General features: G+C 68.6%; 19 protein-coding genes and 2 pseudogenes. 12 read left to right on the top strand and 9 right to left on the bottom strand.

Annotated elements, in window-relative coordinates; genetic code table 11:
- Window positions 1-48 precede the first annotated feature (48 nt).
- Window positions 49-741 carry a restriction endonuclease gene (locus ACFYVL_RS43145; protein ID WP_389255378.1) on the top strand — a complete coding sequence of 231 codons (693 nt, stop codon included), beginning with the start codon at window positions 49-51 and terminating at the stop codon, window positions 739-741.
- A gap of 63 nt (window positions 742-804) precedes the next feature.
- On the top strand, window positions 805-1,059 hold the full coding sequence (locus ACFYVL_RS43140; protein WP_389255377.1) for a hypothetical protein: 255 nt from the start codon (window positions 805-807) through the stop codon (window positions 1,057-1,059).
- Window positions 1,060-1,522: 463 nt separating this feature from the next.
- Here the strand turns inward: ACFYVL_RS43140 and ACFYVL_RS43135 are convergent, their stop codons facing one another.
- A complete protein-coding gene (locus tag ACFYVL_RS43135) occupies window positions 1,523-1,858 on the bottom strand; it encodes an ArsR/SmtB family transcription factor (RefSeq protein ID WP_389255375.1) in 336 nt (111 codons plus the stop codon).
- Window positions 1,859-2,029: 171 nt separating this feature from the next.
- Here ACFYVL_RS43135 and ACFYVL_RS43130 point away from each other — a divergent pair, with 171 nt between their 5' ends.
- On the top strand, window positions 2,030-3,172 hold the full coding sequence (locus ACFYVL_RS43130) for an FAD-dependent monooxygenase (RefSeq protein WP_389255373.1): 1,143 nt from the start codon (window positions 2,030-2,032) through the stop codon (window positions 3,170-3,172).
- Between the two features lie 349 nt (window positions 3,173-3,521).
- Window positions 3,522-4,388 (top strand): hypothetical protein, encoded by an 867-nt coding sequence (locus tag ACFYVL_RS43125; RefSeq protein WP_389255371.1) that lies wholly within the window; start codon window positions 3,522-3,524, stop codon window positions 4,386-4,388.
- 174 nt (window positions 4,389-4,562) lie between these two features.
- Here the strand turns inward: ACFYVL_RS43125 and ACFYVL_RS43120 are convergent, their stop codons facing one another.
- Window positions 4,563-6,002 carry a carboxylesterase/lipase family protein gene (locus ACFYVL_RS43120; protein WP_389255369.1) on the bottom strand — a complete coding sequence of 480 codons (1,440 nt, stop codon included), beginning with the start codon at window positions 6,000-6,002 and terminating at the stop codon, window positions 4,563-4,565.
- 44 nt (window positions 6,003-6,046) lie between these two features.
- The gene (locus ACFYVL_RS43115) at window positions 6,047-6,964 is read right to left on the bottom strand and encodes an MBL fold metallo-hydrolase (protein ID WP_389255367.1); all 918 of its coding nucleotides are present in this window, start codon (window positions 6,962-6,964) and stop codon (window positions 6,047-6,049) included.
- A 159-nt stretch (window positions 6,965-7,123) separates the two neighbouring features.
- On the opposite strand from ACFYVL_RS43115, the gene ACFYVL_RS43110 reads away from it, so the two are divergent.
- Complete coding sequence (locus ACFYVL_RS43110) at window positions 7,124-8,080, top strand: helix-turn-helix domain-containing protein (RefSeq protein WP_389255365.1); 957 nt, start codon at window positions 7,124-7,126, stop codon at window positions 8,078-8,080.
- A 335-nt stretch (window positions 8,081-8,415) separates the two neighbouring features.
- On the opposite strand, the gene ACFYVL_RS43105 is transcribed toward ACFYVL_RS43110, so the two are convergent.
- Complete coding sequence (locus ACFYVL_RS43105) at window positions 8,416-8,589, bottom strand: hypothetical protein (protein WP_389255363.1); 174 nt, start codon at window positions 8,587-8,589, stop codon at window positions 8,416-8,418.
- A gap of 887 nt (window positions 8,590-9,476) precedes the next feature.
- Between ACFYVL_RS43105 and ACFYVL_RS43100 the strand changes: the two genes are divergently transcribed.
- Together ACFYVL_RS43100 and ACFYVL_RS43095 are read left to right on the top strand one after the other, a co-directional pair.
- On the top strand, window positions 9,477-10,217 hold the full coding sequence (locus tag ACFYVL_RS43100) for a methyltransferase domain-containing protein (RefSeq protein WP_389255361.1): 741 nt from the start codon (window positions 9,477-9,479) through the stop codon (window positions 10,215-10,217).
- Window positions 10,218-11,085: 868 nt separating this feature from the next.
- Window positions 11,086-11,532, top strand: a complete 447-nt coding sequence (locus ACFYVL_RS43095) for a hypothetical protein (protein ID WP_389255359.1) — start codon at window positions 11,086-11,088, stop codon at window positions 11,530-11,532.
- Between the two features lie 252 nt (window positions 11,533-11,784).
- On the opposite strand, the gene ACFYVL_RS43090 is transcribed toward ACFYVL_RS43095, so the two are convergent.
- Complete coding sequence (locus tag ACFYVL_RS43090; protein ID WP_389255357.1) at window positions 11,785-12,360, bottom strand: CGNR zinc finger domain-containing protein; 576 nt, start codon at window positions 12,358-12,360, stop codon at window positions 11,785-11,787.
- An 81-nt stretch (window positions 12,361-12,441) separates the two neighbouring features.
- Here ACFYVL_RS43090 and ACFYVL_RS43085 point away from each other — a divergent pair, with 81 nt between their 5' ends.
- Complete coding sequence (locus ACFYVL_RS43085; RefSeq protein ID WP_389255355.1) at window positions 12,442-13,656, top strand: MFS transporter; 1,215 nt, start codon at window positions 12,442-12,444, stop codon at window positions 13,654-13,656.
- 102 nt (window positions 13,657-13,758) lie between these two features.
- Here ACFYVL_RS43085 and ACFYVL_RS43080 read toward each other — a convergent pair whose 3' ends face one another.
- Both ACFYVL_RS43080 and ACFYVL_RS43075 read right to left on the bottom strand, forming a co-directional pair.
- Complete coding sequence (locus ACFYVL_RS43080) at window positions 13,759-14,013, bottom strand: hypothetical protein (RefSeq protein ID WP_389255353.1); 255 nt, start codon at window positions 14,011-14,013, stop codon at window positions 13,759-13,761.
- Between the two features lie 436 nt (window positions 14,014-14,449).
- Window positions 14,450-14,683 carry a hypothetical protein gene (locus ACFYVL_RS43075; RefSeq protein ID WP_389255351.1) on the bottom strand — a complete coding sequence of 78 codons (234 nt, stop codon included), beginning with the start codon at window positions 14,681-14,683 and terminating at the stop codon, window positions 14,450-14,452.
- A gap of 285 nt (window positions 14,684-14,968) precedes the next feature.
- On the opposite strand from ACFYVL_RS43075, the gene ACFYVL_RS43070 reads away from it, so the two are divergent.
- The gene (locus ACFYVL_RS43070) at window positions 14,969-15,709 is read left to right on the top strand and encodes a hypothetical protein (protein ID WP_389255433.1); all 741 of its coding nucleotides are present in this window, start codon (window positions 14,969-14,971) and stop codon (window positions 15,707-15,709) included.
- A 60-nt stretch (window positions 15,710-15,769) separates the two neighbouring features.
- On the opposite strand, the gene ACFYVL_RS43065 is transcribed toward ACFYVL_RS43070, so the two are convergent.
- Window positions 15,770-16,339, bottom strand: coding sequence for a VanZ family protein (locus ACFYVL_RS43065; RefSeq protein ID WP_389255349.1), 570 nt, complete (start codon window positions 16,337-16,339; stop codon window positions 15,770-15,772).
- On the bottom strand, window positions 16,317-16,667 hold the full coding sequence (locus tag ACFYVL_RS43060; protein ID WP_389255347.1) for a hypothetical protein: 351 nt from the start codon (window positions 16,665-16,667) through the stop codon (window positions 16,317-16,319). Before ACFYVL_RS43060 ends, ACFYVL_RS43065 begins: the two co-directional genes overlap by 23 nt.
- Before the next feature lie 357 nt (window positions 16,668-17,024).
- On the opposite strand from ACFYVL_RS43060, the pseudogene ACFYVL_RS43055 reads away from it, so the two are divergent.
- The 3 genes and pseudogenes from ACFYVL_RS43055 to ACFYVL_RS43045 form a co-directional block, all read left to right on the top strand.
- Window positions 17,025-17,159, top strand: a pseudogene (locus ACFYVL_RS43055) (IS5/IS1182 family transposase); the annotation flags it as partial.
- Between the two features lie 13 nt (window positions 17,160-17,172).
- A pseudogene (locus ACFYVL_RS43050) lies at window positions 17,173-17,484 on the top strand (transposase family protein); the annotation flags it as partial.
- 157 nt (window positions 17,485-17,641) lie between these two features.
- Window positions 17,642-18,019, top strand: a complete 378-nt coding sequence (locus tag ACFYVL_RS43045; protein WP_389255345.1) for a nuclear transport factor 2 family protein — start codon at window positions 17,642-17,644, stop codon at window positions 18,017-18,019.
- The last annotated feature ends 408 nt before the right edge of the window (window positions 18,020-18,427 follow it).

Here is an 18,427-nt window from a genome sequence, read left to right as displayed (position 1 = left end):
CGCCGGTTCCGACACTGCGGGCAGCAGTCCGTGGACCCGGGGGTGGGGATGGCAGCGCAGCGAAAGCGCCGCAGGCGTACGAAGCGGCAGCGGCGGCAGTTGATCCGGCAGGGAGCACCGCTCGGTGCGGCTGCCTTGGGGGCCCTTGTCCTCACCTGGAACGCGGTGTGGCCCTACGTGGCGGGCGCCGGGGCGCTGGCGTTGTTCGGGGGCGCCGGGTGGTGGCTGTGGCGGGCGCACCGCCGGGAGCGGGACGGCGACGCGGCCTGGCGGGTGGCGGAGGAGCGCAAGGCGCGGGAGCTGTCGATGGCGGCCGTGGACGCGTTGTCGTGGCAGCAGTTCGAGACCTACGTCGCGCAGCTGTGCGTGCGCGACGGATGCACCGAGGTGCTGGTGAGCGGCCGGAGCGGGGATCTGGGTGCGGACGTCGTCGGGGTCCTCCCCGACGGGCAACGGCTTGTTGTGCAGTGCAAGCACTATGCGCCAGGCAGGTCGGTGGGCTCGGGGGACATGCAGAAGTTCGTGGGCACCGCACGCCCCGAGCACCGCGCGGACGTCGCCCTGTACGTGACCACCGGGAAGAGCTTCACCGCGCAGGCACTGGGACTCGCGCTGCGCAACGACATCATCGCGATGCACCGCGACCTGCTCGGCTCCTGGGTGAAAGGCGCCACCCTGCAGTCCCTGCTCCCGCTGAACGGTTCGGGCGGCGGCACCGGCCGTCGCCCCCGCACGCCCTGAAGGCATACGCAGTCCTGACGTTCTCCGAGTGCGGGCGAGCACGGCCCGGCCCAGGCTGGACCCATGACTGTGATCACCGTGCACCGGTTGATCGGCAACGCCCGCCGCTTGACCATCCGGCAGAACGGGGCCGTGGCCGACCTCGGAAAGGTCTATAACGACGCCGACCTGGCCGAAGCGCTGCGCCAGGCGGGCGCGGAGGACGTGGACGCGCTGCTGGCCGACCCGGAGGCGGTGCGCTGGGAGGGCGAGGGCCCGCATGTGTGGGGCTCCGGTCAGCCCCGCCCGCCCGGCACCGGCACCGCCCCGGGGGACTGACGGGAAGGGAGGACGTTATGGGTGAGGCAGGTCTTGGCGGGCCTCCATTTGCTTTACGGGGTGCGTCACCGTCTGGCGGCGTCTTGGGAGGGAGCCCCTTGCGGTCTTCGCGGCCCATGCGGGTTCAACCGGTTGGATGGGCAGAGCCCTTCTACGTCTCATGCGGTGCAGGGTCCCTTGTGCGTCGAAGCGACCAAGAAGCACGGTGACCGCTGCCCGGATGGTCCTTCCGACCGCGCCGACAACTGCTTCGGCGCTGTGCCACCTCCACTGGTGGAGCGAAGGTAGTTCGAGAGTTGCCGTATGTGCCCGTAGGGCGAGCAGGTCCGAATGCGGCTCTGTCCGGTCAGGGTGACAAGGCGCACGCATCTCGCCGTAGCAGGTGCTGCCGGCACGAAGCCGGATCGAGCGCCCCTCCCGGATTCGGGTTGACCATGAGGCGGACGCTCGTGCTCACCTGTGCTCAGTGCGAAGTGGCATCACTTGGCGACTCTGCTCCCAGGAGGGCGAGCAACCCGGGGAACTTCTTCTCGACGTCCGCGCGTCGTAGCCGGACGCCTTTGCGGTTGCCGTAGTCGATCTCTTCAATGAGACCTGCCTCGCGCAGGACGCGGAAGTGGTGGGTCTGGGTCTGCTTCGAGATCGGCAGGTCGAACGAGTTGCAGCCCCGCTCGTTGTCGCTGAGATCGGCGGCCAACTGCGTCATGACCGAACGGCGGTGCTCGTCGGCGAGGGCGCGCAGCACCGTACCTAGATCGAGTGCATCGGCCTCTGGGCCGGCCAGGTTCTTCCCGGTCATGTGGCAACCCCCTTCAAGTACGACTTGAATCGTACCTGAGCGATGTGCTCCACTGAGGTACGAAATCTTTCGTACCTAGATTCGGTTGTGCCGCCCCGTGCCGCCGCGCCCTGAGACCCGGCCCCGGCCTGCACCGGGACCCGGCCATCGACACTCCGAGAGGTCATCGTCATGAAGAAGTCCGAGGTTTTGATTGTCGGTGCCGGAATCGCAGGGCCCGCGCTCGCGTACTGGCTCTCACGCAATGGCTACCGGCCCACGGTCGTCGAACATGCCCGGCAACTGCGCTCCGGTGGCAGTGCGATCGTCGTGAAGGGACCCGCGATCCCGGTCGCCGACCGCATGGGCATCCTCCCGCAGCTCCGCGGGCTCGCCACCCGCAACCGGTCACTGACCCTGCTCGACCCCAGCGGCAGGCGCATCCTGAACCTCCCGCTCACCTCGGACGCGAAGCCGACGGTCGAGGTGACGCGGGCCGACCTGTCCGAGGTGCTCCACCGGTCGGCGCTGACCGACGCCGAGTTCTTGTTCGACGACACGGTCACCGCTCTCGACCAGGACGCGGGCGGGGTCGACGTCACCTTCCGGCGGTCCGCGCCACGGCGCTTCGACCTGGTGGTCGGTGCCCACGGGATGCATTCGACCGTACGGCGTCTGGTGTTCGGACCCGAGCGGCAGTTCGTGGGCGACCTGGGTCTGTACGGCGCGACCGTGCCGCTGGAACCCGACGCCATCGAGGACCCGAGCGAGATGACGATGCTGACCGTGCCGAACCGGATGCTGGTCGTCCACCCCTCGCGGACCACTCCGCTCGCGATCTTCACCTTCCGGGCCGCACAGCAGGCGCCCCACGACCGCAAGAACACAGCCCTCCACAAGCGGACCGTCGCCGACGCCTACGCCGACGTGCGGTGGCGGGCGCCGGAACTCGTGGCGGCGTTCCTCGACCACCCGGCTCCGTTCTTCGACCCCCTGACCACCGTCAGGATGCCTTCGTGGTCCCGCGGGCGGGTCGTCCTGCTCGGGGACGCCGCGGCGGCGACAGCCCTGCTGGGTGACGGTTCCAGCATGGCGATGACGGGCGCGTACGCCCTCGCGGAAGAGCTCGCCGCCCATCCTGGTGATCACGCCCGTGCCTTCGCCGCCTACGAGTCGCGGCTCCGGCACGAGACAGGTCCGCGACAGCGACGCGTCGGTCTGCTCTCCAGGCTCATGGTGCCCCGTACCCGGCCGGGCCTTGCGATGCGCAACGCGGCGGGCCGCGCGGTCGGCCGCAGGAACAAGGTAGCCTCCCGCGAAGCCACCAACCGGTAGACCGAGTCCGCACCGTGGCCCCGTACCAGGCATAACCGCACTGCAACCGGGCCCCGGTGCTGCAATGCGCTGTCGCCCTCCAGGACGATGGCATGGGTGAGCAGAGTCGCGCCTCCGCAGACCTCGTTGGAATCCGTTCCGCTCTCCAGCAGACGCGCCAGCGTCTCTACATCTTCGAGTTCGACCGTGCTTCCCCGCCGCCGGACCACTCGGACCCGACGACGCCTCAGCGTCCGGCTGCACCTGGCCCTCCTCGTCACCCTCAAATGCCAGCCCATCAACATCCCAACTGCCCGACAAACAGCTGGAGTTCGTGGCGCTGGTGGGAATGCTGTCGTACCGTCAGGTCATGCGAATCGGACGGCGCTTGTCGGTGATGGCGGTCCTGGGTGGCCTGCTGGTGAGCGGGTGCACTTCGTCGGGCGGGGCGGCCGGCCCTGCTGCCCCCAGCGCCTCCGGCAACGAGATCGAGCCGTCCTACACGCAGCAGATCCTGGACGCCCAGCTGGACCGGGGGGCCTATGAGCTGGGCGCGGGTGTGGTCCACCGTCCCAAGCCGGACCGACCGCTCGGGCTCTCGCCCTGCCGGTTGGTGGAGCTGGCCGGCGATGTGCGTATCACCGACGGGAACGCGAACAGACGCAAAGCGGTGCCCGTACCGGCCCTGTACGAACTGCGGGCGCAGCGCTCGAAGCCCGGGTTCAGCGTCAGCATCTACCTTCTGCCCCGGCAGACCGACACCTCCAGACTGCTCGCTCAGGTGCTCACCGGGGCCCGCGCCTGCGGCGCTCGTACCGCCAATGCCCCCGCATCCGTGATTTCCCGTTCCAGGGCGCCGATCACTACAGCCTCGCGGACGACCACGGGCAAGCACGGACCGGGGGTCGCGGTGCTCAGCGACGCCCGGTACCAGGCAGCGTCACCTTCACCCGGGCCCGACTGGACGATCGGGCCGGACGGGAAGCTCGCCCCCGTCGGCAAACTGCCCGCAGCGTCGAACCCGCCGCTCACGCCGACCGACACCTCCGTGGAGTACGGGCAGGCGGTGGTCTACGGCATGAACGGCCGCTTCCTCGTCGAGGTACTCAAGGTCGCCGAAAGCAGCCCGTCGGACCCGGCCCCGGCCTCCGGCAGCCAGCCGAGCGGCCCGGCGTACACCAAGGCACAGAAGATCCTCGAAACCGTACTGACCGGGTTCCAGGGCGTGCCCGAGTAGGCATCAAGCCCTCGTGCCTGTGGCCGTTTCGCCACTTGGTGCTCTCTCTCCTGTCCGATTGCGGACGCTGATACAGCGCCGGTAGGAAACGACGTCACGGTTTCGATGCCGCAGGGCGGTAAACAGTGAGGTCGATGCCGGGGTTTGCCCTTGAGGCCCCGGTCAGCCGGTTCCTCATCCGCCAAGGATTTCCGCCCTGGGACGCTGCGGGTCGTAGGGAGCCCAGCCGGTGCTCCCGGTGCGGGCGAACGAGACCCAGGCGCCGTGCACCTGGGCCGCTAGTCCGGCGGGGGCGGGGGTGGGGCCGAGCAGGTCGGTGGCCCCGTGCAGCCAGGGTTCGTCGGCGAGGTCGAACACGAAGGGCAGCTCGACGGCGTGGGCTGCCCCGAGCCGCCCGTCCAGGGCAGTCGAGCGGTACCCGAACGAATAGAGGTGCGTGTGACCGCCCGAGATCCGCGCGTGGGCACGCGCCATGCGCGTCGTACCGGCCTCGAACAGGACCTGCCCGAGCAGTGCGGAGCGCAACTCGCCCGGTGTCGCGTGCGGCAGTGCCGCACGGTGTGCGGCGAGGGCCGGCCGCGGGTCCGTATGCGCCCGGGTGGCGAAGGCGAGTAGCTCGGCTTGCGTGGTGGACTCCAGGAGGCCCTGCGGTGCGAGATAGAGGTGCCCCTCTTGGGTGTTGGTGCCGATGAGCAAGTCGATTTCTGCGGCCGGGCCGTCACCGAGTGCGTCGGCCGGCTGGACCGGCAGGACCAGGCTGAACGGGCTGAGCCCGGCCAGCGGGTCGCCGGCGGTACTGGTGCGCAGGTCGAGGCCGGCCAGTGCGGGCAACACCGCCAGGAAGCGGCTGTCGGGTATCGGGGCGAACGCCTCGGCGGTCGGCTCGACGCCCAGCGCGGCGGCCGCCGCTGCGCTGACCCGTTGCGCCTGCTCCGGGGTGAACGCGCCGGTGCCGTTGCCGCTCTGGATGATCGCTCGCCGGAACAGGCCCTTGGCCTGCGGTGTCGCGAGCAGCGCGCCGATGAGAGTGGCGCCCGCGGACTGACCGAAGACCGTGACGTTCCCGGGGTCGCCGCCGAAAGCCGCGACGGTGTCGCGTACCCAACCGAGAGCGGCGAGCACGTCGAGCAGCCCGCGGTTCGGCGGCGCACCCGGCAGATCCAGGAACCCGGGGATGCCGAGCCGGTAGTTCACCGTCACCAGGACCACGCCGTCGCGGGCGAACGCGCTGCCGTCGTAGAGTGCCGCGCGGTTCGAGCCGGTGACGAAGCCACCGCCGTGCACGAAGACCATGACCGGGCGCCTGCCGTCGTCGGCGGCGGGCGTGCGCACGTCGACGGTCAGGTATTCCGCGCCGGGCACCCAGCCCGGACCGAAGTAGGGGGTCATGTCGAGGCGGCCGAAGTCGCGGTCAGGCTGGGGAGCGGTGGGCGAGGGCCGGGTGCCGTCCCGCACACCGGACCAGCCCGGGTGCGGTGCGGGCGCCTCGAAGCGGGCGACACCGGCCGGTGCCGCCGCGTAGGGGAGGCCCCGGTAGCGCTCGCCTGATCGGTCGCGGCGGCCGCGTACGGTGCCCGCCGGGGTTTCGGCGTACGGAACAGCCTGTCGAGGCACGGGAGTTTCCTCTCCGGAAGGGGTGAGCAGGGAGGGAGGAGACATCAGGAGATGCGGGAGAAGCCCGCCCACTCCTTGATCGCGAACTTCGAACCGTTGCGCGTGATCTCCGCGGCGCCGTGGCCACCGAGGTGGGCCGGGAACACGAGCGCGTTGTTCTCGCAGGCGCGGCCCAGCAGCCTGTGCCGGGTGGCGCGGGACTGTGCGGGGTCCTCGCAGAAGCAGGAGTTGGTGTCCGGCTCCGCGATCTGCAGGGGCGTGTGCACCAGATCCCCGACGAACAGGGCCTGATCGGTGCCCGATTCCAGGGTCAGCACGGACGATCCGGGGGTGTGCCCGGGAGCAAGATCGAGGCGCAGGTTCCTGTCGATCCGGTACGAGCCGTCCCACAGGTGTGTCAGTCCCGCTCGGTGGACGGGCGTGACGCTGTCCTCGAAGACGTTCTGGTTTCCGCGGCCGAGCACGCTCGTGTACCCGTTGGCAGGGTCCCAGAACTCGAAGTCCCGCCGGGCCATCAGGTACGTGGCCTTGGGGAAGGTCGGTACCCAGAACCGTCCGTCGAGGCGGGTGTTCCAGCCCACGTGATCGATGTGCAGGTGGGTGTTGACCACGATGTCCACGTCCTCGGGCCGCACGCCGGCGGCGGCGAGGCTGTCGAGGTAATCCGTGTTCCTGCGGCTCCACACCTGTGCGTAGGGCCGGTCCTTGTGGTTGCCCACGCCGGTGTCGACGAGAATGGTGCGCCCCTCGCTGCGCAGCAGCCAGGACTGGATCGCCGTGCGGCATTCGTCCGTCCGCAGGTTCCAGAAGTCGGGCGCCAGCCAGTCACGGTGCTCGGCCCACGAACCCTCGGGACTGTCCGGGAAGAACTCGCCGGGGGACATCCCGGCCGAGCCGTAGAACTCTCTGACGCGGGTGACGGTGATGTCGCCAAGGGTGATCTGCTCAGGTTTGTGATCCACGTGATCCCTGTGATCCGTCCTCGTGCCGGGTGCACGTCGCTGGTGTACGTCTCCGAACGGCACGAGCTTGGCCGCGTGGACGGGCACGAGCCACTCCCGCCCTGTCCCACCCCTCGCAGGGTGTGGCTGAGGTCGGGCCCGGCACCGAATACTGGGGCCATGAACACACCCGGCCCACTCGGCGCCTTCCTCCAAGCCCGACGGGCAAGGCTGCGGCCCCAGGACGTGGGTCTTCGCGACCTCGGACCCCGCAGACGGGTGGCCGGCCTCAGGCGCGAGGAACTGGCGCAGTTGGCCGGCGTCAGCGTCTCGTACTACGCACGGCTGGAACAGGGTCAGTCCCGCGGGGCCTCGGCCGAGGTGCTCGACGCGATCGCCCGCGCACTCCTGCTCGATCACCACGAACGCGCACACCTCGACCGGCTCGCCGAAGCCGGCCGCCACCCTCGCAGGCCACGCCGTCCGCGGCCGGAGACCCTCACGGACGAGACCCGCGACCTCCTGCGCGCCGTCGACGGTGTCCCGGCGATGGTGCTCGGCCGCCGTACGGACGTGCTGGCCTGGAACACCCTCGGCCACGCCCTGCTGGCCAGTCACCTGGGCCTCCTCGACCCGGACGACCCGGTACGGCGTCCCAACATGAGCCGCATGCTGTTCCTCGACCCGCACTGCCAGGAGCTGTACGCGGACTGGAAACGCAAGGCACGCGCCGTGGTAGGCAACCTGCGCATCGCCGTCAGCAGACACCCGGAGGACCCGCTGCTCGCGGAACTGATCGGCGAGCTGACGATGAAGAGCCCGGAATTCGTCGCACTGTGGGCGGACCACCGCGTGGCGCCGTGCGATGCCGCGTCCTACGAACTGCACCATCCCGTCGTCGGCACGGTGACGGTGACGCAGCAGACACTGTCGATCGCCCGCGCGCCGGAACAAGCGCTCATCGTATGCACCACCTCCGTCGGCTCCTCTTCCGAAGAGGCCCTCGTGCTCCTCCGACAGGCGAGCAGCGACGGCTGCCGCATACGGACGGCCCCGGGTGAGGACGGTGAGGACGGTGAGGACGGTGAGGACAACGACAACACGGTGGTGAGACAGCGCGCTTCGGCCAAGCCCTGAGAAGAGCGAGCACGCGAGCAATACTCAAGATCTGTGGACAGGCCTCGGGTGGGACGCGAAGGAGCGTACCTTCCCCGAATGATCCTGTGATGATCAGCGAGTAGGTCCGCGCAGGCAGCGCGGGTCGGGAAGGCACCGGTGCCCAGCGAAGTGAACGCCGACGGCCCCACAGAGTCCGGCTCCCTGATCGACGAGACCGTCCGCGAGGGCGCCCGGTGGATGCTCGCCGCATGACGCACCTCAATCGACCGACCCTGCTTCCAACAACCTCCCTCAGCCGCCCAGCCGCCCAGCCGCCCAGCCGAAACGGCTAGGCCAGGGGGCCTTGAGGAAGGTCAGCAGTCACCGGAGGGCTTGCACTCGACATGCGCGCTCACGTTGTGCCCGGCCTGGTTGACCATGCCAGTGCCGCCAACTGGAGCGGTCTGCCACTGCCGCACGCCGAATCCGGCCAGATCCAACGAAACGACCGCACGGTCCTCGTTGAGGGGCCACGATGGGCCCGACATGCCAGCCTCCTGCACTCGCGCCCGCCACACGGACGGCACCGCCGCCCGCGCGGCAGGCCCTGCGCTCTCGGGCAGTGCCCTGGCCGCCGGTCTTCAACACACGATGACGGACTCGGCAGTCTCGGGGCCGGCCGTTGCGCTCGTTGCGGCGGTCCTGGCCCTGGTCGTGCACAAGGTGCTCCGCCAGGGGACACCGCGCTGGAGCATCCCCGCCCTCGCGGGAGCACCAGCTCTCCTTCCTGCCTGCCCGGACCTGATCGGCACCGATCCGCCAGCCGCGGCGCTGAAAAATCACCTCCGGCCGCCTTCCGTGGGGCAGCCCAACGCCATGGCCAAGGCCGGGGCGAACTGTCCTGCCGCCCTGATCCTGACGGCCTTGTTCCCAAGCGTCACCGAGCTGCCCAGCCGACTGTCCATGGCGCTCGCCGCGGCCGCTCGCCGCTGGCATGACCACACCCTGATCGCACCGGGCCTCGTAGCGGACGCGTTGGCGATGCCCACACCACCCGCCACCGGCCTCCCTCGGGCACCTTCCAGACCACTGCCCCCGGTACCTCACCTCACGGTCGTGCTGGACCGCGTCCAGCCCTGCGCGCCCTGAACTGAGCGCGCCTTCGCACCCGCGTCCAGCGGTACCTGGAACCGGTGGTCCTTCCCCCGGCCAGGGCGCCGCCGTGGCATCTGCCGTGCTCTTCTCGCGTGCGCCGAAAACGCGCCCGGCCTGCCCCACAGCCGCCCGCGCCGTTGTCCTGGGCCTTGCCCGAACGCCGCGACGGCAACGTGTCACAAAGCACCACGCGAGCCGGGCCCCGACCCGATACACGCCATACGTCCTCGCACCTGTGCGAGGGCCTGCCAATCCGACGACATCGACAACGGAGGTAGACATGTCCGTGCTTGGTACCGCTCGCGACGGGGTGAACCGCGCGCTGCGGCCCCTGGGCGTCCAGGTGGTCCGGGGGCGCAACGTCGACCCGGCGATCCAGCCGTACCTGTCAGCCCGCAGGACTCTGGCGGCAGCCCGCCGAGCGGGAGTCTCTGTCGAGGACTACATCGACCGTTACAGCGCCGGCCCCGGCGCGACCGCCGAGACCGTGGACGCGCTCCTGCGACTGGCGCAACTCGGCGAACACGTCGAGCGCGTATGTGAGATCGGCCCCGGTTCGGGCCGGTACGCGGCCAGGGTGATCGCCGCGACACACCCCGACGCCTACGAGATCTACGAGACCGCGGATGACTGGCTGCCACACCTGCGGACTCTGCGGAACGTGACCGTGCAACCCACCGACGGACACACCTTGAGGTCCACGGCGAGCGGATCGGTAGACCTCGTGCACGCCCACAAGGTGTTCGTCTACATCCCGCTCGTCGTGACCATTGGCTATCTCGACGAGATGGCCCGGGTCGTCCGGCCGGGCGGGATCGTCGCGTTCGACGTGGTGAACGAGAACTGTCTCGACGCCACGATGACGAAGACCTGGCTGGCCAGCGGCGCGACCCTCTACGGCATGCTCTCCCGCTCGTGGATCGTCGACCGCCTGGCCCAGCGCGGCCTTTCCCTGCTGGGCGGTCATTTCGTACCGCTCAGCGGCGGACGGACCGAGTTGCTCGTGTTCCGCCGAGGATGAGCACAGCGAGTCTTCGGCCATAGAGCAACGGGGCGGAGGCAGATTCGTCGGAGGTGGACGGTCGGGCTCTGGACGGCAGAACGAGGTCCAGGAGGGAACGGGGACGCATAGTGATCACCGTGCCGTGCGTTGTGCCGTTGCACGAGACGAAGCCGTCCCGAGTCGCCCTGACGACGGGTGAGGCGCCCCCCCCGCGGCAAAGGTGAACTGTGTAGCGGGGCCGGGGGCCACTTGGAGTGCCCGAGCCAGGGATACCCGTCCGGTGCCCCTCATGCTTGCGGGCGGGCTCTTCGTCTGCCCGGCCTTTCCCGATCCGCCTCCCGGCGCCGCCGTTTGCGCTTGCCGCCACGGTGGCGGCCGTCCTGTACCACGTGCTGCTTCAGGACGGCCGCCGACCGCAGCGAAGCCGGGCCAAGCGGCGGCGCCCGACTGGGCGTCGCCGCACAGCACGCCCCTGGTCGTCCGGAGGATGACTCTGGTGCCGGGCGTCGGGAGGTTCGAGAGGGTTCTGTGTTGCCCTCTGCCGGGCGCCCGCCGCCTGGCACGGGATGTACCAGGGGGCGTTCACTGATGCGGCCGGGGCTGAGACACCGGCTCGCAGGTCAGGCACTGTCACCGAGCTGTGAGCAGACGGACCGGAAGGGCGCGACACATTCAGCCTCGCCGTCGGCAACGCCTCCTCCTCCCATTGCGGCGCATCGGCGACGGCGAGATGCTCGTCGACGAAGTACTGCTCGATGTACAGCTCTTCTACTCGCAATACCCGAGACTGTGGCGCGGCGGCACCGCCCGCGGAAGAGCACTTCGGCCAAGGGGCACTTGCCGGATAACCCGTCCGGGCAAAGGCGTTGCCCCCTACAGTGCCCTCATGGCCTATGACGAAGAGACCGGGACCATCCGAGACGTGTTCGTGGTGGAACGCCCGGCTGGCACGAGCCTCTCGGATTCGAGCAGCCCCGGAGGGATCAGCGCCCTCCTGCGGGACGCCACCAACGTCCTTGCCGGACACGCCGTGCTCTACCCGGCCGACGCCGAACTCGACGAGATCAGGGCCGAAGCGAGGGAAGAGGGCCGTCAGGAAGGAATCGCGAACGGCGCGGTGATCGGCGTCGCCACCGTCGCCGTCGCCGCGCTCGGTGCCGTCGCGGTGAAGGCTGCGCCGCACATCAAGGGCAAGCTCCACGGTCTGAGGGCGAAGCTGAACCGCAAGCCCGAGGACATCGCCGGGACGGGCCCCCTCCAGGCAGTGCCGGAACCGCCCGTCACGAAGGACGAGGAACCCCCGCGCCGAGGTCGGCACCTGCACGTGGCGTGACGCCCCTGCTGGCCAACTGCCGTATGCGCCCTCGCGAGACAGAGAGCGGGTCTGCCGTCTGCAGGGCGTGACGCCGACTCACCTGCGTGCTGGGTGGGACGGCTGAACACCTCGCCGGCAGCGAGGACTTGCGGTGGGAAAGCTTCGGCGCACCAGTCGGGGAGCCGGTCTTCGCGTACAGGTTCCTGAACCCGCCGTAACCCGCTGCGAACGCGGGCGAACGCGAGCCCATTCGGCTCGGCCGGCTTCTCCTCAGGACTCGCCTGCGCCCCGCCGTGCCCGGAACGCCGCCGCCTTGGTGCGGTTCTGGCAGGCCGTGGAGCAGAAGTGGCGGGCGGCGTTGCGAGAGGTGTCGACGTAGACGCGGTCGCAGCGGGCGGCCTGGCAGACGCCGAGGCGGTCCGACATGTCGCTGCCCAGGGCGAGAGCAAGGCCGGTGGCGCAGCTGGCGCTGGTGCTGACGGCCAGGGAGTCGTCCGCCCCGTGGAAGTGCAGCCTCCAGGGTTCGTCCGGATCTCGCCGGAGGTGCGGGCGGGCGCCGGTGGCGAGCAGCAGGGCGTTGACCGTGGCTGCCGCGTCGTCGAGATGACCGGCGGAGGCTGCCTCGAAGGCGAGACGCAGTTGCTGCGCCGTGCGGACCAGATACCCGGCCTGGTCGGCATCGATCATGCGTTCTCGCAGGTAGGGCAGGGCAGCAGCGATCGCCTCGGGCAGCTGTGCGCCGGTCGGGGCCGGGTAGGGCTTGCCGCGGGCCGCGCCGCTGGTCAGGGCGTTCACGAGCGAGGCGGCGTCTTCGAGCCGCACCGTTACGTGACTGTCGAATGGCACTTGACCAGTCACCTCTCTGGGTTCTAGCGTGAGTCAACGTCACTGACATTATCCACGACACCAGTGACGACAGGGGGAGTCATGCACCGCTCCGCGCACCGTCTGCCACGCATCGTCTGGCTGCTGGTCACCGCTCGCGCCTTCAACCGCCTCGGCGCCTTCTCGATGTCCTTCCTCACAGTGCTGATCAGCAGCGAGTTCGGGGCGGGCACCGCGACGGCGGGACTGATCGCGGCCCTGTTCGGGCTGGCGACGATCCCCTCGCGGCTGATCGGCGGACGCCTGGCGGACCGGATCGGCCGACGCCGCACGATCACGCTCGGACTGAGCGCCTGCGCGCTGACCCAACTGGGGATCGCCGTGTCCGGGAGCCTGGCGGCCGTGACGGTCTGCGCCATCCTGCTGGGACTCTCCTACGAGCTGTACGAGCCACCCAGCCAGGCGATGATCGCGGACGCCGTGCCGCCGAAGCTGCGCGTACGGGCCTACAGCCTGCTCAATGCCGCAATGGCCGCGGGCGGCATGGGTGCGGGACTGCTGGCCGCGGGGCTGGGGCGATGGGACCTGCGGTGGCTGTTCGTCGCCGACGCCGTGACCTGCGCGGTGTGTGCGGTCATCGTGCGGGCAGCGCTGCCCCCGGACCGCCCGACACCATCGGCTGCCACCACCTCCACCGGCAGTCCCTGGCAGGACCGGGCGCTGCTGGCCATGCTCGGCTTCGGCACCGCGTTCGCGCTGGTGCACATGCAGGTCATCATGTCGCTGCCGCTGTCCCTGGAGCAGACCGGGCTGCGTCCGGCCGACGCGGGACTGCTCTTCACCACCGCGGCGGTCACGGCCCTCGCCGCCCAGCCCCTGCTGCGGCTGCGGCGGGTGGCCGAGCTGTCGGCGCCCGCGATGCTGGCGGCAGGCTGCCTGCTCCTGGCCGTGGGCCTGGCCGGCTATGCGGTGGCTTTTGACCTGCCGACGTACACGCTGGCCACGGTGGTGTGTGGGCTCGGGGATCTACTGATCATGGGACGGGTGCTCGCGGTCGTCGCCGACCTCTCACCCGCCGGCGCGACCGGCCGCTATCTCGCCGTGTACGGCCTCAGCTGGGGCATCGCCACCGCCGCAGCCCCCGTCCTCGGCACCCAACTCCTGGAGCACGCGGGTGTACGGGCACTGTGGGCCGGAATGGCGGGGGTGTGCCTGGCCCTGGCCGCACTGGTCGTCGCACGACCGCCAACCGAACGCCGCACAAAGATCGTCGTTGCCCGGCCCCGAGCCATGACACCAAGTCCGCACAAGCAGTAGGCGGGGCGCGCGCCAGGCCACCGCTCACTCCGCAGCCAAGCCCCGCCCAAGCCGACCCGATCCACCGGACAAGCCCGAGTAGAGGCTCCGGTACGAACTGGACTACACCTCGTTGAAGCCACGAGACGCGTCGTAGATGTCGAGTTCGATGATGACCACGTAGAAGCTCGTTACGACGTACTGGACCATGACGTGGTCCTCCCAGACCGAGCGGGTCACTGAATCGGTCGTATAGGTGAGATGACTGCCAGCGCCTTCTGGCTCGGCTGCGATCCTGCCGACCAGCCGCAGAAACGTTTCTCGGTCTCCGGCCGGCATGTAGTCACGGAACCGTGCAACCTGCTCGGTGAACTGCACTCTTCTCTTCATCAAGGCAGGACTCTAGGGGCAAGGTCAACGCCCTCGCCGAGATTTTCGACCGGAGCTGCCGGGCCTGCAGCCCAGCCTCAGGCGGCAGCTTCCTCCGGGACGTCAGAGACAAGGCCAACCGCTCCCCAGGATGGCTGGCAGCCGACGCACGTGTACTGAACGTCGTCATGGGCGAGGTCCAACTGAGCATGTCTTCTGTACTCCGTTGAGCACACTCGCAAGTACTCCGGCATCACCTGTCGCCCGGGTGTCTGCGGGCAAGCCGTGATGAGCAAAAGAAGACCAGCCGATGCAAGCGCCCCCGGGCGCTCCGCTGTTTTTCCCCGGCGTCGAGCCGCCGTACTCTTCGGCTGCGCGACTAACCTTCTGCGACCCCTGGACACCGGGAGCGGTATGCAGGGGAGCCCAACCCGTCAACGAGCCCCTACATCTGGTGGACTTCCACGGAGAATCCCTCTGCCAGGAGGGAGTTCAGGTGCTCCGCATGGGCCCCCAGCCATTGTCGGGCGTCGGAGAACGGTGCCGTCAGTTCGACGAGTACGTAGTCCTCGGAACCGTTTGTCGACCCGCCACAGACACAGCAGCGCAGGCGCTCACTCACCACGCCCGTCCACTCCGGCTCGTCTCTGACCACTGCCGCCGTCTCATCAGCGTTCACGGGGCACATCGTTCCAGGCGCCCTGAACCGGCACCCTTTCACCCTGACCACAGAGACCGGAACACTCTGCGGCTCCCGCCCGCGCGGTCGCCCCGTGCCATCGACACGTCGTCGGATCGTTGACTCTGGAACCGCCGGAGATGCGGTGCGACGGTCGGGGCCCTACCCCTCCTGTTCTGTCCACAGGGCTTCCCGACAACCTCATGCGGACCGGACGCTGTCCAAGGCGTAAGCCAGGCCGTTCCGTTCGGAACTTGCGAGGCTTGCCATACTTCCCGCGTGGAGATGCAAGCCGAGGAGGCAGCGCGGCGTTGGCTGGCCGAGCAGGGTGTCCGGCAGGTGCGGGACGGGTGGGTGAGCGACGAGAAGCCGGAGGCGCTGCTCACCGCCAACCAGGTGGCACACTCCTGGGCCGGTGACGTGTTCGCCGAAGATCTGAGTGCGGCCGAACAGGTGCGGCTGGCGTTCGGGCTGCTGGACCTCCTCGACGAGTACTGGGTCACGTGCGAGATCCGGTTCGCGAACGAGAGCACGGAGGACCCACTGCCGGCCGACGTCCTGTGGGACGGCTACCGTCGGCGGCTGGAGGCGGACCGGGACGCCGCAGCCGTCACCTACTCCCTGTGGGTGGACTGGTTCGAGGACCACACCACTTCCCCAACGGCCTTCGCCGAGGTCCTTGGGAACGACATCGACCAAGTCGTGGCCCAGCGATCGGAAGCCCTGCTCCGCCGGGCCCGTCGGGTTCTGGAGTGTTCGGGACCGGTGCCCTGGACGGTGAAGGAACCGACCTACCACACCGCCATGAGGCTTCCTGCCCTCAACTCGGCCGTATTCCACGGCCTCCTGGCAAGTTTCCACGACGTCTACGGAGACCTGGAGCCTGCTGCCGCGCTGGCCATCCTCATCCGACTGGACCTCCCCACCAACACCCCGCATCGTGCCGAACTGCATCACGTACTTGCCGCGCGGCACAAGAACCACTACCGCAGTCCAGGCGCCTGGGACGACGCGGTCCGCTCCTGAAGGCGTGCGGGAAGGTTGCACTTTCACCCTGTCAAGACCCCGCAAGGCGTCCGGTGGATTTCAGGACCGGGAGTGCACGACCTGGTGGCGGTCGCGTCCCTCAAGGCGTGCGGCCAGCCGGGCGGCGATTGCCGCACTCGTGGCCCCTGCGAGTCCTCCCACCGTGTTGAACAGTACGTCGTCAATGTCGACGATCCTGCCTGCCGCCATGAGGAACTGCATCATTTCAATCAGCACACTGAGGCCCAGGCAGGTCAGGACTGCGCGGAGAAGGGCAGAGGTCCGGAAGATTCCTCCGAAGTAGAAGAGGGATCCAAGAGGGACGAACATCACCGCATTGGCAATCTGCAGTTGCGCAATGATGGTCTTCTCGTCCTCGAACAGACCGCCGGTGTCCTCACCCCACATCGATTCGCCGGGAAACCACTCGACATATCGTGCCGTGGAATTCAGAGGTTCGGTCGGAAAGACGGTGGCGGCCAGGACGATGAGGGCCCAGGTGGCCTGGAGGAAACGGAGTGCCACCGGCGCAACGTCAGAACGCCGCCGCCAGCGGGCGCAGAACCAGGTCAGGAGGAGCACCGTGAGCACGAACAGAGCAACAGATTCAGGAGTGATGTAAAGAATCACTTGCCACATCAACGTTTCCCATTTTGAGTTCTGCGTATCCGTCTTTTGTTCGCATCTCGCCGAACCACATTGGCACCGCGATGAGTTGGGTGTTCTTTCGCTGGCTTCCCAGCTTGACGGTGACTTCACCGTTCTTGGTGCGCAGGTACTTTGCAGTGAAAAGATAGTTCCCTGACTCGCCGATTTTTCCTCCAGTGAGACAGAGCTGACCATTTTCGAGATCGCCGCAGCCGGACGGCGTTGCATTCGCTGCAGGAGCCGTCACCAGGCTCCCGGAAACGAGGGCGGAAAACACGGCCACAATGCTGAGCAGTCTCTGGAACTTCACTGCGTCACCTTTCCTGACCATTCGCAAAAAGGGGCGAATTATTCCCCCTCCCGAATGAGGAGTCGAAATTAGCCGTCCGGAGCGCAGCGCAGCTACCCGATTCAAGGCTGGTTGGATATTTTTCTCATTCTGCCGGAAACCCGCCGCAGTGGACTGGTGGTGACGCCTGACATTCCTTGGATGATCGCCAGTGTTCCGGACCCTTTCTCTTCATCTTGTGTGCATGGCGCTACGCAAAGGCGGTCGCCCCCCCCGCCTCCGCCTTCATCAAGAAGTCGGAGGGCCCGACAGCCCAGCACTCCGCCAACTCCACGACCAGCTGTCACAGTTGAGTGCTGAAGACACCCGTGAACAGCGGAAGGGCGTGACTACTGGAGGAGGGGCGGGGTGGGGAAGCGGTCTCCGGAAGCTGGTGCCCGGCACCGGTTGGTGTTCGTGGACCGGTTGGTAGCCAGGATCAGCCACCTGCGGCATGGTCTGCCGCACTTGGTCCCGGCTGCGCTACAGCCGCCTGGTCGTGGCCGTCGGTGATCCCCTGCCCGGCAGCCGCAACGACTGCCGGCCCTTCACCGAAGCAGGTGTCGACATCGCCCGCCCGCGAGGTTGCACCGGCCTGCTCGTTCCTGGCCGCCGTGGACGCGGCCATGAGGCCCTGAGCCCGCAGCAGGAAGCCGAGAACAGGGTCCACCGCAAAGCCCGAGCCCGCGTCGAGCACGCCCTTCCCCGCCTGACGAACTGGAAGATCCTGCGGGACTGCCGCCTCAAGGGCAGCGGCGTTCACCAGGCAATCCTCGGCATCGCACACCTCCGCAACATTGGCCCTCATCGGATAACCCCCGCCCCTTACGGGACAGCCTTCATGTGGGGCCCGGCTACTGCCCAGGTTTCACCAGCGCGCTGACCGGGATGGCCCACCTTGACCGGAAGGCGGCTCGCGGGACGGGTGCGTGCGCAACGGCTGGTAATACTGGGGCATGCAGGAAGAGACGGCACGCTCCGCGATCGACACGTTCATCTCCGCTTTCAACGCCTCAAACGACAGCTACGTGACTGGCCTGCTCTCCCAGGCACTGACCTCAGACGTGGTCTTCTGGGGGCCGCTGGGTCGCAGCGAAGGGATCGCCGCGGTCGAGCGGTTCGTGCTGGACATCCGGCGCCACCCTGCGGGGACCGGCACGATGGTGCGCTGCTCGGCGGTGGACATGCCTGACGAGTGGGCCCGGTACCAGTGGGTCTTCACTACGCCCGATGGAGGTCCACGCCTGGCGGGAACGGACGTCGTCCATCTGCGGCGGAGCCTCATCGACCAGGTCATCGTCTTTGCGGGGGAGATCGAACCGTCCGCCCCCTGAACCGCTCTCCTGTCGCTGGCCTTCTTCCGGCCCTCCCGGTCGGTCAAGCGGCATCCACGGAGCGTTTTCCAACCCCACGCTGACACGTGGTGAAGGACGGCTACTGCCTTCACGACGCCGTGATGCGGTGGGTGCGGCATCGGAGTTTCCGCAGGAGCCGCCGGCCCTTGAAGGTGGCTATGGCCTGCGCGCCACGGCAACGGGTCCTGGCACGGGTGGTGTTGTGGCGGCGCTTCCACTGCTTGAGGCGACGGACCCGACACTGGACCCGAACGTTGTCGCCGTTCGGTCGAGCGAGGCGGCGTCGGCCCGGGGGCCTTACCCCCTTATGTTGAACACACGAGACACTGGATCCTGAGGATCTGAGAACGGACATCTCGTGGTCATGAAGAACTACCCGCCGCAGTT

Source organism: Streptomyces sp. NPDC004111 (genome assembly GCF_042874215.1).
Taxonomy (GTDB): Bacteria; Actinomycetota; Actinomycetes; order Streptomycetales; family Streptomycetaceae; genus Streptomyces.
The sequence above is the reverse complement of the archived record's forward strand: the minus strand, read 5'-3'. Positions and strand labels throughout refer to the sequence as shown.